The organism is Streptomyces sp. NPDC107498 (assembly GCF_055582805.1).
This window is the reverse complement of record NZ_JBVJPE010000002.1, coordinates 354823-372596: the sequence shown is the minus strand read 5'-3', so window position 1 is coordinate 372596 and position 17774 is coordinate 354823. Positions and strand designations below refer to the sequence as shown.

The window sequence follows — 17774 nt, the reverse complement described above, 5'->3', positions numbered from 1 at the left end:
GGAGCGTCGGGTGTCAGCGTCGGCTGGTCGCCGTCAGCCGGCGTAGTGACCGGCCCGCTCCAGCAGACGGGGGACACCCGTTTCGAGCGACGGCCCGAAGGACGTGTCGTGGGGACGCTCACCGCGCTGCCAGCGGGTGTAGATGGCCTCGCAGAAGATCGCCGCCTTCCACAGGGCGAGCGTCTGGTACCAGGGCAGCGGGGTGAGATCGAGGCCGGTGCGGGACTGGTAGCGCTCGGCCAGTTGGCGCCGGGTGAGGTAGCCGGGCGACCGGGTCACCCGGGTGAGTTCGAGCGGGGTGGCGGGGCTGCCCGCCTCGGACCAGGTGGCGGTGAGGTAGCCCAGGTCCGCGAGCGGGTCACCGAGTGTGGCCATCTCCCAGTCCAGGATCGCGAGGATCCTGGCCGGCGCCCGGGGTGCGTACATCAGGTTGCCCATGCGGTAGTCGCCGTGCACCACCGAGGCCGCCTGGCTCGTCGGCAGGTTGCGGTCCAGCCAGTCCCCGATGCGCTCCACGACGGGCAGACTGCGCGTGGTGTTGACCTCCCACAGGTCGCGGAACCGCTCGACCTGGCGCCGGAGATACCCCTCGGGCCGCCCCAGGGAGGCGAGTTCCCCTCCTGAGACGTCGAGGCCGTGCAGGGCGACGAGGGTGTCGACGACCGCCTCGCTGGTGGTCCGGCGCCGTTCGGCGGAGGAGAGGTGCGGCGGGACGGTGTCGGTGATGACCGTGCCGTCGAGCCGGGACATGAGGTAGAACGGCACACCCAGGAGCGAGGTGTCATCGCAGACGGCGATGATCTCCGGTACCGGTACGCCGTGTTCGCCGAGGATCCTCTGGATACGGGCCTCGCGCACCATGTCGTGCGTCGACTTCGGCAGCGGGGGCCGGGGACCGCGACGCAGGACGACGGATTCGCCGCCGCGCTCGATCAGGTAGGTGATGTTGGACTGGCCGTCGCCGATGCGCTGCCACGCGAGCGGGCCGCCGCCGATGCCGTGTGCGTCGAGGAAGCCGGCGACCGCGTCGAGGACCAGGAGCGGAGGGGTGTCGAGGTGACGGGCCCGCTCCCAGCTCTCGACGACCTCCACCCCGTCGGGGACCGTGAGCATCACGCGCCCCCGCCCTGGCCGTCCACGACGGCATCGCCCCTGTACCGTTCCCCGGCCCGGACCTCGGCGCTGCGGCCGGCCGAGGCCCGGCGGGCGATGGCCCACCGGTGGGTCTCGTTGGAGCCGTCGTAGATGCGGAACGGGCGGACCTCGTTGAGGTACTGCGCCAGCGGGAGCCCGTCGGAGACCCCGTCGCCGCCACAGATCTGGACGGCACGGTCGATCACCCGGAAGATCGCCTCCGAGCAGTGCACCTTGGCGACCGAGGACATCGCGGACCCCGCCTTGGGGTCGGTGTGCAGCAGCGCGGCGGTCTTGGTGATGATCGCGTCGGAGGTCTCGATGTCGATGACCGACTCGGCGATTAGGTGCTGGGCCAGGCCGAGGGAGTCGATCGGGCCGCCGAACAGCTGTCTCCTCGCGGCCCGGTCCAGCGCGATGTCCTGCGCCCGACGTGCAAGGCCCAGCCACCGCATGCAGTGGGTGAGACGCGCCGGTCCGAGGCGTACCTGGGCGTAGCGGAAGCCGAGGCCCACCTCGCCGAGGACCGCGTCGTCGGGGACGAAGCAGTTCTCGAGGTACAGGTGGGGGTGGCCGCCGTCGATGGAGCGGTCGACGGTGTGGATCGCCTCGCCGACCCGGATGCCGGGGTTCGTCATGTCGACGAGGAACATGGTGGCTCCCTCGGGGGAGCCGTCGACGGCCGGGGTCCGTGCCATCACGATGCAGAACGCGGCACCGACGGCGCCGCTGGTGAACCGCTTGTGGCCGTCGACGATCCAGCCGCCGTCGGCACGGACGGCCGTGGTCCGCAGCGCCGCCGGGTCGGAGCCCGCCCCCGGGTGGGGCTCGGTCATGCCGAAGCAGGACCGGATCTCGCCCGCGGCCAGGGGCGCGAGGTACCGCTTCTTCTGTTCCTCGGTGGCGATCAGGTTGAGCATGTGCATGTTTCCCTCGTCGGGGGCCATGCAGTTGAGCGCGCTCGGGCCGATCGGCGAGTAGCCGGCCTCCTGGAGGATCGGTGACCAGTGCTCGATGGGCAGACCCTGCCCGCCGTACTCCTTCGGCGCGAGCGGCGCGAAGACGCCGGCCTGCTTCGCCGCGGCCTGCAGCCGGTCGCGGGTGGCCTGGTCGAGACGTCCGCCCGGCGCGGGCTCCGCGTCGATGACGACCTCGCGGACGAACCGGCGCGTGCGCTCACGCAGCTCCGCGATCTCCAGCGGAAGGTGAGGGTAAGTCATGGCTGTCCTTTGTGGGGTGGGCGAGGTCGTTACGCGGTGCCGCCGGCGACCGTGAGGCCTCCGTCGACGGTGAGGATGTGACCGGTGACCCAGGAGGAGTCCTCCGAGGCCAGGTAGGCCACGGCGGAGGCGATGTCCGACGGGACGCCGAGGCGCCCCATGGGGTACTCCGCGGCCACCTCGGCCTCCTTGCCCTCGTACAGGGCTTCGGCGAACCGGGTCTTCACCACCGCGGGCGCCACGGCGTTGACACGGATCTCCGGGCCGAGCTCGACGGCCAGGGTCCTGGTCAGGTGGGACACCGCCGCCTTGCTCACGCCGTACAGGCCGATGCCGGGCGCGGGGGTGTCGCCAGTCACCGAGGAGAGGTTCACGACGGTGCCGCGGCGTTCGGTGAAGCCGAGCTTGGGGTGGGCGACCGCGTCCTGCACCCAGGCGAGGGTGGCGAGGACGTTGACCTCCAGGACCTTGCGGGCGACGTCGAGGTCCAGGCCGACGACGGGGCCGTACGCCGGGTTGATGCCCGCGTTGTTCACGAGGACGTCCAGTCCGCCGAACGCGCGGGCGACGGTGTCGAAGACCTCGCGGCGGTGCTCGGGGTCGTCCGCCCTGCCGGTGACGGTGATGACGCTGCCCCGGGGGAGGGCGGCGGCGGCCTCTTCGAGCGGCCCGGCCTTGCGCGCCGTGAGGCACACGCGCGCCCCTTCGGCGACGAGCCGTTCCGCGACGGCGAGACCGATGCCCCGGCTCGCTCCGGTCACGATGGCGGTGCGGCCCGAGAAACGGCCGCGGTCGGTGTGGTTCTCGTTCATGGATCAGTCCTTCGGGGGCGATACCGGCCCGGTGCCGTCGAGGCCGCGGAGCTCGGCGCGCCGGATCTTGCCGCTCTGGGTCTTGGGCAGGTCGGCGATGAAGTGGATCGTGCGGGGGCACTTGTAGGCGGCCAGCCGGTCGCGGGCGAAGGCGATCAGCTCCTCCGCCGTCGCGTTCAGACCCGCCTTGAGCGAGACGTAGGCGACGACGGTCTCTCCGCGGTACTCGTCCGGCTGCCCGACGACCGCGGCCTCGAGGACCGACGGGTGTTCGTACAGTGCGTCCTCGACCTCGCGCGGCCAGACCTTGTACCCGGACACGTTGATCTGGTCCTTGAGCCGGTCCACCAGGTAGACCCAGCCCTCCTCGTCGATGACGGCGACGTCACCGGTACGGAGCCGGCCCTCCGGCATCGTGTGCCGGGTGGCCTCGGGCTTGCCCCAGTACCCGGGCACCACCTGCGGCCCGCTCAGTTCGAGTTCGCCCTGCTCCCCGCCGGGCACCGGGTCGCCGTGCAGGTCCACGACGCGTGCCGTGAGGCGCGGCAGCGGCTTGCCGACGGACAGCGTCCCGCTCGGCAGATGGACGGGGGCCCTGCTCCCCGGAGGCACGGCGATGACGGCGGACGTCGTCTCCGTCATCCCGTAGCCGTTGTGGAGGTAGACGCCGAACCGCTCCCGAAACCGCTCGACGGTCGTCGGCGGGATCGGCGCGCCCCCGGAGTACAGGGCCTTCACCGACGCGAAGTGCTCCGGCCCGGCCTGCGGGAGCTCGTGGATCGCGTTGTACGCCGTGATGGAGCCGATCGTGTAGGTCACCCCGTGCTCGGCGAAGGCCTCCAGGGCGACCTCGGGGTGGAACCGGCCCGCCAGGACGAGCGTGGTGTCGGTGAGCAGGGAGATCGTCGCGTTGACGACCGCGCCGGTGATGTGGAACAGCGGGGCCACGGCGAGCACGACGTCCCCGTCGCTCACGTCCATCCACGACGCGCAGGTCGTCACCACGCTCAGGACGTTGCCGTGGGTGTTCATGGCGCCCTTCGGCGGCCCCGTCGTTCCCGACGTGTAGGTCAGGAACGCGACGTCGTCGCGGGTCGGCTCCACGGGCGAGGGACCGCGGCCCTCGAACTCGTCGATCAGCGCCACCAGGTCGCCGTCCGGCGCCGGGGCGTGGCGTTGCGTCGTCGCGAAGGCCCGCGGATCGTTCCTCGACTGGTAGTCCAGCGCCGACGTGCTGACCAGCCATCGGACCGTGCTCCCCGCCAGCGTGCCGAGCGTCTCGTGGACGTCCGCGTCCGCGCAGACGACCCCGACCGCCCCGGAGTCGTCGACGATCCGGCGGAGCTCCTGGCGCCGGTACATCGGGTTGAGACCCAGGGCCGTGGCCCCCAGCTTCCACAGGGCCAGCAGCACCAGCGCGTACTGCGGAACGTTCTGCAGGTACACGCCGACGCGATCACCCCGCCCGGTCCCGCGGGCCTCGAACGCGGCGGCCAGGGCGTCGGATGCCGCGTCCACCTCCCGCGCGGACAGGGCGCCGTCGAAGTAACGGAGCGCCGTGCGGTCCGGGTTCCTCGCCACGCGCGCCTTCCAGGCGGCCACGAGCGAGTCGGGGGCCGCATCCGTCCCTTTGCCGAACCCGTCGAGGAACGCGTCCCTCCGCCGACCCTCGTCCACTGTCATCTGCCGTCCTTCCCACCCGTATGCATGCGCTTGTCTTGCCGGTCACGCGAGTTCGCGCTTGAGGATCTTTCCGGTGGACGTCATCGGCAGCGTCGTGACGATCTCCACGACGCGCGGGTACTTGTAGCCGGCCATCTGCTCCTTGCCCCAGGCGATCAGCTCGTCGGGGCAGGCCTCGGCGCCGCGGTCGAGGATGACGAACGCCTTGATCTCCTCGCCGTGGCTCTCGTGCGGCACGCCGACGACCGCGGCCAGGCTGATCGCGGGGTGCGTCATCAGGACCTCCCCGATCTCGCGCGGGTAGACGTTGAAGCCACCGCGGATGATCAGGTCCTTCGCCCGGTCGACGACGTAGTAGAAGCCGTCCTTGTCCCTGCGGGCCAGGTCGCCGGTGCGGAACCAGCCGTCCCTGACCGCGTCGGCGGTGTCCTCGGGGCGGCCGTGGTAGCCCTTCATCACGTTGTGGCCCTTGACCGCGATCTCCCCGACGGCGCTGCCGGTGCCGTCGTCCTCGACCTCCGACCAGTCCGGCTTGACGAGCTTGACCTCGACGCCCCAGATCGGCACGCCGATCGACCCGGGCCGCGGTTCCTGCGCCGGATCGCTGAAGGTCACCACCGGCGAGGTCTCGGAGAGGCCGTAGCCCTCCAGGACCTGGACGCCCAGCCGCTCCCTGACCTGTCTGATGAGCTCCGCGGGGAGCGAGGCGCCGCCGGAGACGCCGACGCGCAGGTTCCTCGCGATCCTTTCGACGTCGACGCTGAGCGCCTGCAGCAGGCCCCACCACATGGTGGGGACGCCCGCGAAGAAGGTGATGTCCTCCCGCTGCATCAGGGACACCGCCTGCCGGGCGTCGAACCGCGGCAGCAGCACCAGTGTGCTCGCCGCCGAGAAACCGGCGTTCATCTGCACGGTCGCGCCGAAGGAGTGGAACAGCGGCAGCACGACCAGATGGGTTTCCAGGGCGGGCCGGTTCTCCAACAGCCGGTTGCACGCGAGGGCGTTGAGGACCAGGTTGGCGTGGGTGAGTACGGCGCCCTTCGCCTGTCCCGTCGTCCCGCTCGTGTAGAGGAGCACGGCCGGGTCGTCCCCCGAGGTCCCGACGCTGTCGAACGTCGTCGCCGTGCCCCGCAGCGCGGCGCCCATGGTCTCGACGCCCTCGATCGGGCTTTCCGCCGCGGGATCGGCGGTGATGAGGAAGAAGTGCTCGCAGCCCGGGGTCTCGCTGAACCCGGCGTGTCCCTCCGCACCCGTCGGCAGACCCGCGTCGCCCTCGAAGCAGAAGTACGCCTTCGCCCCCGAGTCCGCGAGGTGGTAGGCGACCTCCCGGCCCTTGAGCAGGATGTTGAGCGGTACGACGACGGCGCCGGCCTTGAGGATCCCGTAGTAGACGATCGGGAACCAGGGCACGTTCGGACAACTGAGCGCGACCTTGTCGCCGGGCCAGATGCCGCGGTCGACCAGGAGGTTGGCGATCCGGTTGGCGGCGGCCTCGACCTGGGCGTAGGTGAGACGCGTCGGGCCGAGGACCACCGCGTCCCGGTTGGGGTGCGTGCGGGCGGAGTCCTCGAGCAGGACCGAGAGGTTCAGCATGGTGTCTTCCGGGAAGGTGGACCGGGCCAGGCCACGGGGGAACGGGACACGCGGCCTGGACCGGAGCGGGCGGGGGTTACGCGACGCGACGTGGCGCGGGCGTCACGACTGCCGCAGCAGTCGGTCGAGGGCCTCGGCCGTCGCCTCGATGTCGGCGGTGGTGTGCGCCGTGCTGAGGAAGACCTTGCCGGACGGCATGAACAGGAAGCCCTGACGCAGCATCCCTTCGAGGATCACTCTCCAGAGCCCGCTGGTCCCGTGGAGTCCGGTGGCCCCGCCGGCGGGGACGTACTGGAGGAGCGAGCCGACGCGGTTGAAGCGGCCGAAGTCAGCGGATGAACCGAGGACGCCGCCGACGAGGGCTTCGAACTCGGACGATGTCCGTTCGAGTTGCTCGTAGACCGAGGGATCGGCCAGGACGCGCATCGTCGCCGCGACGGCCGCCAAGGCGACCGGGTTGGCGTTGAAGGTCCCGGCATGAACGACGCCGGCCGTCACCTGATCGACCAGTTCGGCCCGGCCGACCACGGCGCTCTGCGTGAAACCGCCGGCCATCGCCTTCCCGAAGACGGACAGGTCGGGCAGCACGCCGTACTTCTCGGCCGCCCCGCCCCGCGCGATCCGGAACCCGGCGATCACCTCGTCGAAGACGAGGACGGCGCCGTGCCGGTCGCAGAGGGTTCGCAGGGTCGACAGGAACTGCGGTGTGGGTGCTTCGACGCCCGCGTTGCTCATCACCGGGTCGACGAGCACGGCCGCGATGTCGCGCTCGACGGCCTCGCTCAGCAGGCGTTCGGCCAGCTGGACGTCGTTGAAGCGCGCCACGACCAGGTCGTCAAGCACGCTCGCCGACTGACCCGGTCCGCCGGGGGAGGCGGGGCGGTCGCAATCGTCCTCGGACATCCCGGCGTACACGGTGTCGTGCCAGCCGTGGTAACTCTTGGCGAACTTGAGGACGCGGCGCCGCCCGGTGGCGGCCCGCGCGAGGCGCAGCGCCACCTGCACCGCTTCGGTCCCCGTGTTGCTCCACAGCAGTCGCTCGCCGTGCGGCACGGCTTCGAGGACCGCTTCCGCCGCGAGGTATTCGAGCGGGTGGCCGGTGCCGACGACCTGCATCTTCGTCGCGACCTCGGACACGGCGGACACCACGCGCGGGTCGCCGTGACCGAGGACGAGCGGGCCCCAGGCCATCACGTAGTCGATGTACCGGTCGCCGTCGAGGTCCCAGACGTACGCGCCTCGCGCCTCGCGCACGAAGAGCGGATGGGGAGGCATCGCGGCGCGCAGGCCCGACCCCACTCCTCCGCCGACGCTGCGGCGGGTTCGCTCGAAGGCCGAGCGTGATGATTCCAGGGCCATGGGATCGCCCCTGCCTTTCAGTACGTGATCACCGAGCGGGTGCCGATGCCGCGCTTCATCTGGTCGAACGCCTCGTTGATGTCCTTCAGACCGATCACGCTCGTCACGAGCGAGTCCAGATCGATGCGGTGGTTCATGTAGTGGTCGATCAGCAGCGGGAAGTCGGAATCCGGCTTGCTGGAGCCGTAGTTGGATCCGATGAGCGACAGTTCCTGGTCGGACATGACGAAGGGGTCGATGGAGATCCTCATGCCGTCCGCCACCTGCCCGGCGACCACCGCCGTGCCGCCCCGGGCCAGGACCTCGTAGGCCGACTCGATGGTGCGGGGCAGCCCGATGGCCTCGATGGCGATCTCCACACCGCGTCCGTCGGTGAGCCGGCGCACCCGGTCGGCGAGGTCCTCGCGGGAGCTGTTGATCAGGTCGGTCGCACCGAAGACGCGTGCCTGCTCGAGCTTCTCGTCGGAGATGTCCGCGGCGATGATCTTCCGCGCGCCGGCGAGCCGGGCCCCCTGGATCGCGTTCAGGCCGACGCCTCCGCAGCCGAGGACCAGCACGGTGTCGCTCGGACGCACCTTGGCGGTGTTGACGGCCGCGCCGACGCCGGTCGTGACGGCGCATCCGACGAGAGCCGACTGCGGGAACGGGGCGTCGTCCCGGATGGCGATCGCGGCCGATTCGGGCACGAGGGTGTACTGGCCGAACGTTCCGAGGCCCGCGAAGCTGTAGATGTCCCCTTCGTCGGCGGACGTGATCCGGGTCCGGCCGTCGAACGACAGGTGGTTCGCCGAGTGCCGGCTGACCATGTCGCACAGGACGGGCCTGCCGCTGATGCAATAGCGGCAGCGGCGACACGAAGGCGTCCAGGACAGCACGACGTGGTCGCCCTTCTTCAGCGTCGTGACGCCTTCGCCGACGCTCTCGACGATCCCGGCCCCTTCATGGCCGAGGATCATCGGCGAAGGCACCTCCCATTCGCCCACGAGCACGTGAAGGTCGCTGTGGCACACCCCGCTCGCCTTGAGCCGCACCAGCACCTCGCCGGGCGGAGGCGTCGAGGGGAGAGTCGCTTTTTCGATGGTCAGTGGTTCGTTCGGCGTCCTGAAGACAGCGGCGTCGAATTCGATGGTCATGGCAGGTTTCCTTCTGTGCGGTGCGGCGATCACGTCCGGGCGGTGCGGATGAGCTTCTTGTTGGCGAACTCGTCGATCCCGGCCCGGCCCAGTTCACGGCCGAAACCGGACCGCTTGACCCCGCCGAAGGGCAGTTCCGCGCCTTCGAGGCCGACGCCGTTGACGAAGACCATGCCGGCGTCGATCCGGTCGGCGACGCGCAGCGCCTGCTCCGCGTCCGTCGTGAACACGTAGGAACCCAGCCCGTACGGGGTCTCGTTCGCCAGCTCGACGGCCTCGTCCTCGGATCCGACCCGATAGACGGTCGCGACGGGACCGAAGAGCTCCTCGGCGGCCGACGGCGAGGTCGGCGAGACGCCCGTCAGAACGCCGGGCGGGAAGTACGCCCCTTCGCGCTGTCGAGCGGAGACGAAGGCCGCCCCGTCAGCGACGGCTCGCTCGACCTGGTCCTCGACGTACTCGGCGGCGGCGACCGAGGAGAGCGGCGCCAGGCCGTCGGTCAGGGCGAGCACCTTCTCGGTGAACGCGTCGAGGAAGGCGTCGTAGATGTCGTCGGCGACGATGAAGCGCTTCCCGGCGTTGCACGCCTGCCCGGCGTTCTCGAAGCGGGCGTCGACCGCCGCCTGGACCGTGGCGTCGAGGTCGTCGGTCGACAGCACCACGAAGGGGTCCGAGCCGCCCAGCTCCAACACCACCTTCTTGAGGTTGCGCCCGGCCTTCTCGGCCACCTCCGCACCGGCCCGCTCCGAACCGGTGAAGGAGACGCCCTGCACCCGGGGGTCGGCGATGGCCCGGGCGATCTGCTCGCCGGTGGCGTGGACGTTGACGTAAGCGCCCTGGGGGAAGCCCGCGTCCGTGAACAGCTGCTGGAGCGCCTCGGACGACTCGGGACACTGCGACGCGTGCTTGAGCACGATGGTGTTGCCCAGCGCGAGGTTGGGCGCGGCGAACCGGGCCACCTGGTAGTACGGGTAGTTCCAGGGCATGATCCCCAGCAGCACGCCGACCGGCTGGCGACGGACGAAGGCCGTGCCCTCCCCCTCCAGGAGCTCGATCGGTTCGTCGGCGAGGAACTTCTCCGCGTTCTCGGCGTAGTACCGGTAGATGGAGGCGCTGAACTCGACCTCCGCGACGGCCTCGTCCACCGGCTTGCCCATCTCCCGGTGGATGATCTCGGCGAGCTGCCCGCTGCGCTCGCTGTGCAGGGCGGCGACGGTGTTCAACAGCTGGGCGCGCTGTTCCACGGAGGTCTGCCTCGACCACTGCGCGTAGGCCTTCGCCGCCGCGTCGACCGCCCCCTCGACGGCCTCGTCCGTCGCGGTGGGGTACTCCTTGACCAACTCGCCGCCGGCGGGGTCCACCACCGCGTACACGTGCCTCTTCGCCATGCTGACTCCTTCTTCGTTTTCGGGGTTCATGCGAGGGTTCCGGTCGCGCGGGCCGGATTCGCGTCCAGGGCCGCGTTGTGGTCGTGCAGTGCGCGGTAGGCGCGGAAGTAGACGAATCCCTGGGTGCCCCACGTCGCGAGCGCGGCGGTGTAGAAGATCGTGCGGTTCGCGTCGTCGAACGGCAGGGGGAAGAAGTCGTAGGTGATCGCGACGGCTGTGCTGGCGGCCGTGACCAGGCCCGTCCAGATCGCGGGCCGCTTCGCGCCCGCGTTCCAGAGCCGCTTGGCGAAGTACCCGAGGAAGACCGCCGTGAGGAGATTGACGACGACGTAGAAGACGGCGACCCAGAACGCGGCGGGGTCGGTGTGGAGGTCCGCGCCGTGGAACTGCCGGAGGAAGAGGCCGGCCACGATCGCGACCCCGAACACGGCGACGTCCACGCCGCGGCTCGGCTTGTAGCGGTGGGTGACCTCCATCAGGCCCATGATCAGGATGAGCGTGATGCCGACCGACCTGGAGAAGGCGTCGAAGAAGTACGCCAGGTCGTACAGGATGCTGCCTCCGTCGGCTCCGGACAGTGACCAGAACAGGAAGTTGCTGCCCGATGTGGCGACGACCATCGCCTCGAGACCGAGGAGGTAGTTGCCGTACCGGCGGATGAACTTCCAGCCGTAGAAGTAGCCGGCGAAGATCATCCACAGGTCGGCCAGCAGGAACAGTACCTCCTTCAACGCGACGCTCCCTCGCGGACGTCGCGGGACAGGAGGGTGACGACGCGCTCGGCGGTGCGCTGTCCCGTCAGGACCGCGCCGTTCATCGTGCCGGCCCATTCACCGGCGGTTTCGGTGCCGGCCCAGTGAACGCGCCCGTGGGGCTCGGTCAGCGCCTTGCCGTAGTTCATGGTCGCGTGCGGGCCGGCGGCAGGGTGGGGGCCGCCCGGGGCGAACGGTTCCGATCCCCAGCAGTGGTCCAGGTAGTCGATCGGGGTGCGGGCCTGCGGGCCGTAGAGGTCGACGAGCTGCTGGATGACCAGGTCGCGTCGGGTCTCGGGGTCGAAGCCGTCGAAGACGCGCGGGTCGCAGAAGGTCATCAGGACGCCCGGTCCGCCGGGGGTGGGGGACACGTCGAAGGTGATGAACACGGTTCCGGTGTCGGTCAGCGCCTCACCGGAGAATCCGTCGGCACGCCAGAACGGCTTCTCGTACGCTACGAAGGCCTTGCTGAGGGCACCCATGCGCCAGGTTCGTGTGAGCCCCTCGGTCTGCTCGGGCAGACCGGGGTCGAACTCGATGGTGGCGCGGTGGGCCGGGGCAGCCGTGACGATCGCGTACCTGGCGTGGATCTCGCCGGAGTCGGTGCGGACGATGACGTCGTTGTCGTCCTGCGTGATGCGGCGTACCGGTGTCTCCAGCCGTACGCGGTCGCCGAGCCGCTCCGCCACCCGCTTGGCGATCTCCTGGGTGGTCTCGACGAACCGGTCCTGGTTGGCTCCGCCCTCGACGTCCAGCATGTGGTGGAGCCCGCCCGCTGCACGGATGTAACGCAGTACGTGCAGCAGGGAGACGTCTCCCGGGGCACAGCCCCACTGCACCTTGCTGACGATGGCCATCAGCGCACGGGTGTTGGGCAGCGTGTTCTTCCGGTCGAGCCACTCGCCGAACGAGACGGCGTCGAGCCGGGCTGCCCCGGGCGTCTTCCACGCGGCGTTCACGTCGATGGTCGCGACCAGCTTGTTCACCGCCATCTGCATGCGGGCCATGTCCACCAGGACCGCGGGGGAGACCTTGGGAATGGTGCCGCTGTAGGTGCGGCGCCGGCCTGCCATCCACAGCACGTTGCGGCCCTGGTCGAACTGCTCGGTCGTGCTGCACCCGACTCGGCTCGCGAGGTCCCGGATGGCAGTGTGGCGTCGTGCCACCCATGTCGCTCCGAGGTCGACCTTCACGCCGGCCACCTCGCCGGAGAGCGAGCGGCCCCCGACCCGGTCGCGGCCTTCCACGACCACGACGGACCGCCCCGTGCTCACCAGGCGCTCGGCAGCGCTCAGGCCGGCGAATCCGGCACCGACGACCACGACGTCGACCGTGGTGTCCTTGGAGGCGGGTTCACGAGATCCGGACATGATTTCCTCCTTCGCCCACGCGGTTCGCGTGCTGGGCGATGTACGTCGTGACGGGTTCGACGAGGGCCTCGGGGATGTGGTGGCCCATGCCGGGAATGACCACGTGCTGCGCCGAGCGGATCGCCCGGACGGTCGCGGCGCCGCCGCTCGGGTCGACCAGCGGGTCCCGGTCGCCGTTGATGACCAGCGTCGGGGCCGTGATCCTGCTCAACTGGGCCGTCCGGTCTCCGGAGCGCTGGATCGCCTGGATCTGGCGCGCCGCGCCGGCCGCCGGATCACCGGCGCTGCGGTCCCATGCGTGAGCCGCCAGGGCGGCCTCGGCCGCGTCGTCGATGGGATATGCCGTTCCCGCGATGTGTCGGGTGATCCGCAGGTGGGCCCGGACCGCCTCGGTCCTGGTCCTCGCCGGCGGGGCGGCGAGGAGCCGGATCGTCGACAGCGCCGGCCGGCCCACCTTCTTGGCTCCGGTGGTCGAGTAGAGGGAGGTCAGCGACAGAACGCGCTCGGGCGCCGTGGCCGCGATCGTCTGGGCGATCATCCCGCCCATCGACCGCCCGACCAGGTGGACCCGCGAGATCCCGAGGTGGTCGAGGACGCCGATGCCGTCCTGGGCCATGTCGGCCAGCGCGTACGCGTCGCAGCGCGGGCGCGCGGCGATCTGCCGCCAGATCCCGGGAGGGGGAGCGGCGGCGAACGTCGACTGGCCGGCATCGCGGTTGTCGACGGCGACGACCCGGAAGCCGCGGGTGACGAGCGAGCCGACGAAGGACTCGGTCCAGAAGGCGAGGTCCTCGCCCAGCCCGGCGATGAGCAGCATCGCCGGGTCGGCCTTGTCGCCGTAGTCCCTGAAGCAGATCGTCATCCCGGACGGCAGGGGCGCGTACTGGTCGGCGCTCTCGGCGCCGCCCGTCTCAGGCATGGGTGGCTCGCCTCCCACCGGGCGACTGCGCGCCGGCCCGCCGGGTGCCGAACTCGAGGTGCTCGTCGGCCACCGGGCCGCGGAGGGCCTTGGCGTCCTCGGGGTAGGACATCGCCATCCGCCAGGGCTTTTCGAGGCCCTGCTGGGGCATGCGCTTCTCGGCCCGCTTGGCGTACCCGGCCTGGAGGTCCATGACGGGCTTCCGCACCGTCCCGGAGGGCGCGACCGGAACCACCGTGTCGTATCCGCGGGTGTCCATGTGCTTGACCAGGTCGATGAAGTAGCGGCACATCAGGCTCACCTTGAGCGTCCAGGACGAGGTGGTGTAGCCGATCGCCATCGCCCAGTTCGGGATCCCGCTCAGCAGCATTCCGCGATAACAGAGCGCGTCCGCGATGTCGACCTGGCGTCCGTCGACCACGATGGGCATGCCGTCGAAGAGCTGCAGGTTCAGCCCCGTCGCGGTGACGATGACGTCGGCTTCCAGTTCCTCGCCCGATGCCAGGACGATTCCGCGCTTGCTGAACCTCGCCACGGCGTCGGTGACGACGGAGGCCTTTCCCTCCTTGATGGCGTCGAAGAAGTCGCCGTCCGGCGCCAGGCACAGCCGCTGGTCCCACGGGTCGTACGGTGGGTTGAAGTGCTTGTCGACGTCGAACCCCTTGGGAAGGCGCTTGATGTTCTCGCGCCGGATCAGCGCCCGCCCGGCCTTGGGAAAGGTCCGCAGACCCTTGACGACGGCACGGTCCGCCCAGATGTTCTTGAACCGCGTCACGGCGTACCCGCGCTCCTGTCCGAGCAGCTTCGTGAGCGCCAGGGCGACCTTGTCGACACGGGGGAGCGCCATGACGTACGTGGGGGTGCGCTGCAGCATCGTCACGTGCCCAGCGGCGCCCGGCCCGGTGGCCATGTTCGGCACCAGCGTGATCGCGGTCGCGCCGCTGCCGATGACGACGACCTTCTTCCCGCTGTAGTCGAGGCCCTCGGGCCAGTGCTGCGGGTGGACGATCTGGCCCTCGAAGTCGTCCCGTCCCGGGAACTCCGGGGAGAACCCCTCGTCGTACCGGTAGTAGCCGGTGGCGGCGAAGACCCATCCCGCCCGGATCGTCTTCGTCCGGGTCTCCCCCGTGACGGCGTCCGACGTCTGGACGGTGAGGGTCCACTTCGAGTCCGCCGAGGACCACTCCGAGCGGACGACCCGGTGGCGGAGCCTGAGGACGTGCCCCAGGCCGTTCTCCCCGACGGTTTCCTGGAGGTACTCCTTGATGAGGGGGGCGTCGGCGATCGCGGCCTCGTGGCGCCACGGTTTGAACTCGTAACCGAACGTGTGCAGGTCGGAGTCCGAGCGGATGCCGGGATAGCGGAACAGGTCCCAAGTGCCCCCGATGTCGTCGCGTGCTTCCAGAACGACGAGCGACTTGTCGGGCAGCTCTCGGCTGAAATAGGTGGCCGCGCCGATCCCGGAGATCCCTGCTCCGACGATCACCACGTCGAACTCCTCGACGGCGTCCAACACCTCAGCTGTCATGACGTTTCCTCGCTGTTCCTGTGGCGGTTGCTTCACTGTCGCCAGCCGGGACCGCGGTGAGAACGACAGTGAGCACCTGCTTCGCCGGGGCCCGGTGCACGATGCACACGCAGGTCGCGCCGATGCGCCCATAGGGTGGCCGCCGGTCGGCCCGTGACCTCGGACGAGGTCGTGCTCGGCCCTTTGAGGGGCGGGGCACCTGGCGGTTTTGCGCGGCGGGCGGTCTTGCCGGAGCCATTGCGGGGGCAAGACCGGCGTGATAGAGGTTTGCCCCCGGTGTTTAGTAGAGCTAAACGCCTCGTTGTGGTCACGCGCAGGGGCCGAACCCGCTGTCGTCACGACCTCGCCGCGCGCCGGGACCCGCATGTGCATCGAGCCGGGTGGATCGCGGCCGTCACGCATGCGGTCGCGGCCGAGAGGGAGCCACGAGCAATCCGGGCCGCACTCGGGTCCAGGGCTTCTCGGGGTTGGGCCGGAGAGACAGGAGCTGGATCTCCTGACCCCGCTGCGCGGGAGCCGCTCCGGTTCGCTTCGCGTGGGCGCACCGCCTTCGCGCACTCATTCATCCATCCCTCACGAGCCGGCACCGGCCCGTGAGCCGAAAGGTGGTCTCGATGACCGACCTCTCCAAGGCAGGGCACGTCGAAGCACCCGGCGGTGAAGCGGGATCGGGCAACCCGCTCAACCGCGGGCTCGGCGTGTCACAGATCGTGTTCATGGTCGTCGCCGCGGCGGCGCCGCTCGGGCTTGTGGCCGGCGGGGTGCCGCTCGCCTTCGCCGTGAGCGGCAGCCCGGGGATGCCGCTGTACTTCGCGCTGTCCACCGTGATGCTGCTGATCTTCGCGGTCGGCTTCACGCTGATGGCCGGACGGATACGCAACGCGGGCGCCTTCTACGCCTACGTCCAGGCGGGACTGGGACGCATCCCCGGTCTCTCGGCCGCGACCCTCGCGCTCTTCTCGTACACGCTGCTTCTCGTCGGGGTGAACGCCTACGTCGGCGTCGCGACGAGCAACGTCATCGAGCGGTACGCCGATGTCAGCTCACCGTGGTGGGCGTGGGCGCTCGTCTCGCTGGGTGTCATCGCCTTCCTCGGTTACCGCGACATCGAGCTGAGCGCCAAGGTGCTCGGTGCCGTGCTGGTGCTGGAAACCGTGCTGCTCCTGGTCATGGACTTCGGCATCGTGGGCCACGGCGGTGCCCATGGCCTGACCGCCGAACCGTTGCTGCCCTCGATCGTGGGGACCGGCTCCCTGGGCCTCGGCGTCATGTTCGCCGTCTTCGGGTTCATCGGCTTCGAGGCGACGGCCGTGTTCCGCAACGAGGCCGAGGACCCCGACGTCACGGTCCCGCGGGCGACGTACGTCGCGGTCCTGGTGATCGGGGTCTTCTACTCGTTCACCGTGTGGGCGATCGTGGTGGGCGTCGGCGTCGACGCGGTGACCGGCGCCGCGACGGCCGACCCCGAGGGGCTGGTCCTCGGGCTGGCGCAGAGCTACGTCGGGTCCGTCTGGGCCGACGTGATGCAGGTGCTCCTGATCACCAGCCAGTTCGCGTGCGTGCTCGCCTTCCACAACGTCGTGACGCGCTATCAGTTCGCGCTGTCCCGCGCCGGCGCGCTTCCGGCGTCGCTGGGCGTCGTGCACCCCCGGCACCGCGCGCCGTCAGCGTCCTCGGCCGTCGCCTCGGCGGTCGCGTTCGTCATCACGCTCGTCGTCGCCACGCTCGGCCTCGACCCGATCGGGGACCTCTACGCCTGGTTCTCCGGCGCCGCCACCCTCGGCATCGTCCTGCTGATGGCGGCCACCAGTCTCGCGGTCATCGGCTTCTTCCGGCGCGCCGATGAGCAGCAGCCGGTGTGGCGTGCGGTCGTGGCTCCGGGCGTGGCCTTCCTCGGCCTGGCCTGTGTGGTCTGCCTGATGGTCGCCAACTTCCCGCTCCTCGTCGGCACCGTCGGGGGAGCCTGGGTGATCGGCGGGTTCGTCGCCCTCTCGGCCGTGGCCGGCGCGGTGCAGGCCCTCGTCCTGCGGGCGCGCCGACCGGCCGTCTACGAGCGGCTCTAGGCGGGGCTTCGCGAGGCGCGCGGCAGGGGAGGTGACAGGACCCAGAGGACCTCGCTCACCGTCGTGCCCGGATTGTCGAACTGGTGGAGCGTCCGACCGGAGAACGAGGTGGACACGCCGGCCGACAGCATCCGGGTCTCGCCCCCGACGATCAGGCGGGTCGAACCGCTCAGCCCCATCGCGAAGATCGTGGTGGTGTCGAGCCGATAGGGACCTCCGGTGCCCCCGCCCGGTTCGATCACGGAACGGAAGACCTGGAACGCCGTGGTGTCGGCGGGCGTGAGCAGATACTCGGCCACGCCTTCACCGCCCATATCGATCCGGCGTCCGCCCTCCACGACCTGATCGTCGGGGTAAGCGAACAGTTCGCCGACCCCGATCCGCAGCACCTCGCAGACGCGCAGCAAGGTTGGAACGGACACGCTGGTGAGCCCACGCTCCAACTGGCTCAGAAAGCCCTTGGTGACCTCTGCCTGCTGCGCCGCCTCCGTCAACGACAACCCGCGGCTGAGCCTGATCCTCCTCAGCTGCGCGCCCGCGGACGCTTCGAGGGCGGCGGAGCCCCTGGCCCCTCCGCCTGCTTTCCCGCCGTCATCCATGGACATCGTGTGCTCACCACCCGTCCCGAGGCCGAGGTCGTGTGCCCGTCGGGTGACAGGCCGACCCGGGCGGGCCCCTCTCCGTGATCCGAGGCTAAGGCATGCCCGCCGCGGGCAACCCGGCGTGCCCCTCCAGAGGGGCGACGGTACCGAACCCCTTGTGACGCCACCGACGGCGTGATAAACCTGCCGCCGTTTAGTGGTACTAAACTCCTCCCCGA

The 17774-nt window shown here is 70.3% G+C and carries 14 protein-coding genes; 1 reads left to right on the top strand and 13 read right to left on the bottom strand.

Features of this window, described 5'->3' with window-relative positions; genetic code table 11:
• Positions 1-33: 33 nt before the first annotated feature.
• The 12 genes from ACZ66Z_RS04860 to ACZ66Z_RS04805 all read right to left on the bottom strand — a co-directional run bounded on the left by ACZ66Z_RS04860 (position 34) and on the right by ACZ66Z_RS04805 (position 14891).
• Positions 34-1113, bottom strand: a complete 1080-nt coding sequence (locus ACZ66Z_RS04860; protein WP_469932737.1) for a phosphotransferase family protein — start codon at positions 1111-1113, stop codon at positions 34-36.
• The gene (locus ACZ66Z_RS04855) at positions 1113-2354 is read right to left on the bottom strand and encodes an acyl-CoA dehydrogenase family protein (protein ID WP_469932566.1); all 1242 of its coding nucleotides are present in this window, start codon (positions 2352-2354) and stop codon (positions 1113-1115) included. The genes ACZ66Z_RS04860 and ACZ66Z_RS04855 overlap by 1 nt, the downstream gene beginning before the upstream one ends.
• A gap of 29 nt (positions 2355-2383) precedes the next feature.
• Positions 2384-3166 carry an SDR family oxidoreductase gene (locus ACZ66Z_RS04850; protein WP_469932565.1) on the bottom strand — a complete coding sequence of 261 codons (783 nt, stop codon included), beginning with the start codon at positions 3164-3166 and terminating at the stop codon, positions 2384-2386.
• Positions 3167-3169: 3 nt separating this feature from the next.
• Positions 3170-4849, bottom strand: coding sequence for a class I adenylate-forming enzyme family protein (locus tag ACZ66Z_RS04845; protein WP_469932564.1), 1680 nt, complete (start codon positions 4847-4849; stop codon positions 3170-3172).
• A 42-nt stretch (positions 4850-4891) separates the two neighbouring features.
• Entirely contained in the window at positions 4892-6442 is a 1551-nt protein-coding gene (locus ACZ66Z_RS04840; protein ID WP_469932563.1) for a long-chain-fatty-acid--CoA ligase, read from the bottom strand.
• 102 nt (positions 6443-6544) lie between these two features.
• Positions 6545-7801 carry an aspartate aminotransferase family protein gene (locus tag ACZ66Z_RS04835; RefSeq protein WP_469932562.1) on the bottom strand — a complete coding sequence of 419 codons (1257 nt, stop codon included), beginning with the start codon at positions 7799-7801 and terminating at the stop codon, positions 6545-6547.
• Between the two features lie 17 nt (positions 7802-7818).
• Positions 7819-8934 carry a Zn-dependent alcohol dehydrogenase gene (locus ACZ66Z_RS04830; protein WP_469932561.1) on the bottom strand — a complete coding sequence of 372 codons (1116 nt, stop codon included), beginning with the start codon at positions 8932-8934 and terminating at the stop codon, positions 7819-7821.
• Between the two features lie 29 nt (positions 8935-8963).
• Entirely contained in the window at positions 8964-10322 is a 1359-nt protein-coding gene (locus ACZ66Z_RS04825) for an NAD-dependent succinate-semialdehyde dehydrogenase (protein ID WP_469932560.1), read from the bottom strand.
• 26 nt (positions 10323-10348) lie between these two features.
• On the bottom strand, positions 10349-11053 hold the full coding sequence (locus tag ACZ66Z_RS04820) for a transporter (protein WP_469932559.1): 705 nt from the start codon (positions 11051-11053) through the stop codon (positions 10349-10351).
• Complete coding sequence (locus ACZ66Z_RS04815; protein WP_469932558.1) at positions 11050-12444, bottom strand: flavin monoamine oxidase family protein; 1395 nt, start codon at positions 12442-12444, stop codon at positions 11050-11052. Before ACZ66Z_RS04815 ends, ACZ66Z_RS04820 begins: the two co-directional genes overlap by 4 nt.
• Entirely contained in the window at positions 12428-13363 is a 936-nt protein-coding gene (locus ACZ66Z_RS04810; RefSeq protein WP_469932557.1) for an alpha/beta fold hydrolase, read from the bottom strand. The genes ACZ66Z_RS04815 and ACZ66Z_RS04810 overlap by 17 nt, the downstream gene beginning before the upstream one ends.
• Positions 13356-14891: a flavin-containing monooxygenase gene (locus ACZ66Z_RS04805; protein WP_469932556.1), complete on the bottom strand. Its 1536-nt coding sequence runs from the start codon at positions 14889-14891 to the stop codon at positions 13356-13358. The genes ACZ66Z_RS04810 and ACZ66Z_RS04805 overlap by 8 nt, the downstream gene beginning before the upstream one ends.
• A gap of 614 nt (positions 14892-15505) precedes the next feature.
• On the opposite strand from ACZ66Z_RS04805, the gene ACZ66Z_RS04800 reads away from it, so the two are divergent.
• Positions 15506-16954, top strand: coding sequence for an APC family permease (locus ACZ66Z_RS04800; RefSeq protein WP_469932555.1), 1449 nt, complete (start codon positions 15506-15508; stop codon positions 16952-16954).
• On the opposite strand, the gene ACZ66Z_RS04795 is transcribed toward ACZ66Z_RS04800, so the two are convergent.
• Positions 16951-17559 carry a helix-turn-helix domain-containing protein gene (locus ACZ66Z_RS04795; RefSeq protein WP_469932554.1) on the bottom strand — a complete coding sequence of 203 codons (609 nt, stop codon included), beginning with the start codon at positions 17557-17559 and terminating at the stop codon, positions 16951-16953. The genes ACZ66Z_RS04800 and ACZ66Z_RS04795 overlap by 4 nt on opposite strands.
• Positions 17560-17774: the final 215 nt, after the last annotated feature.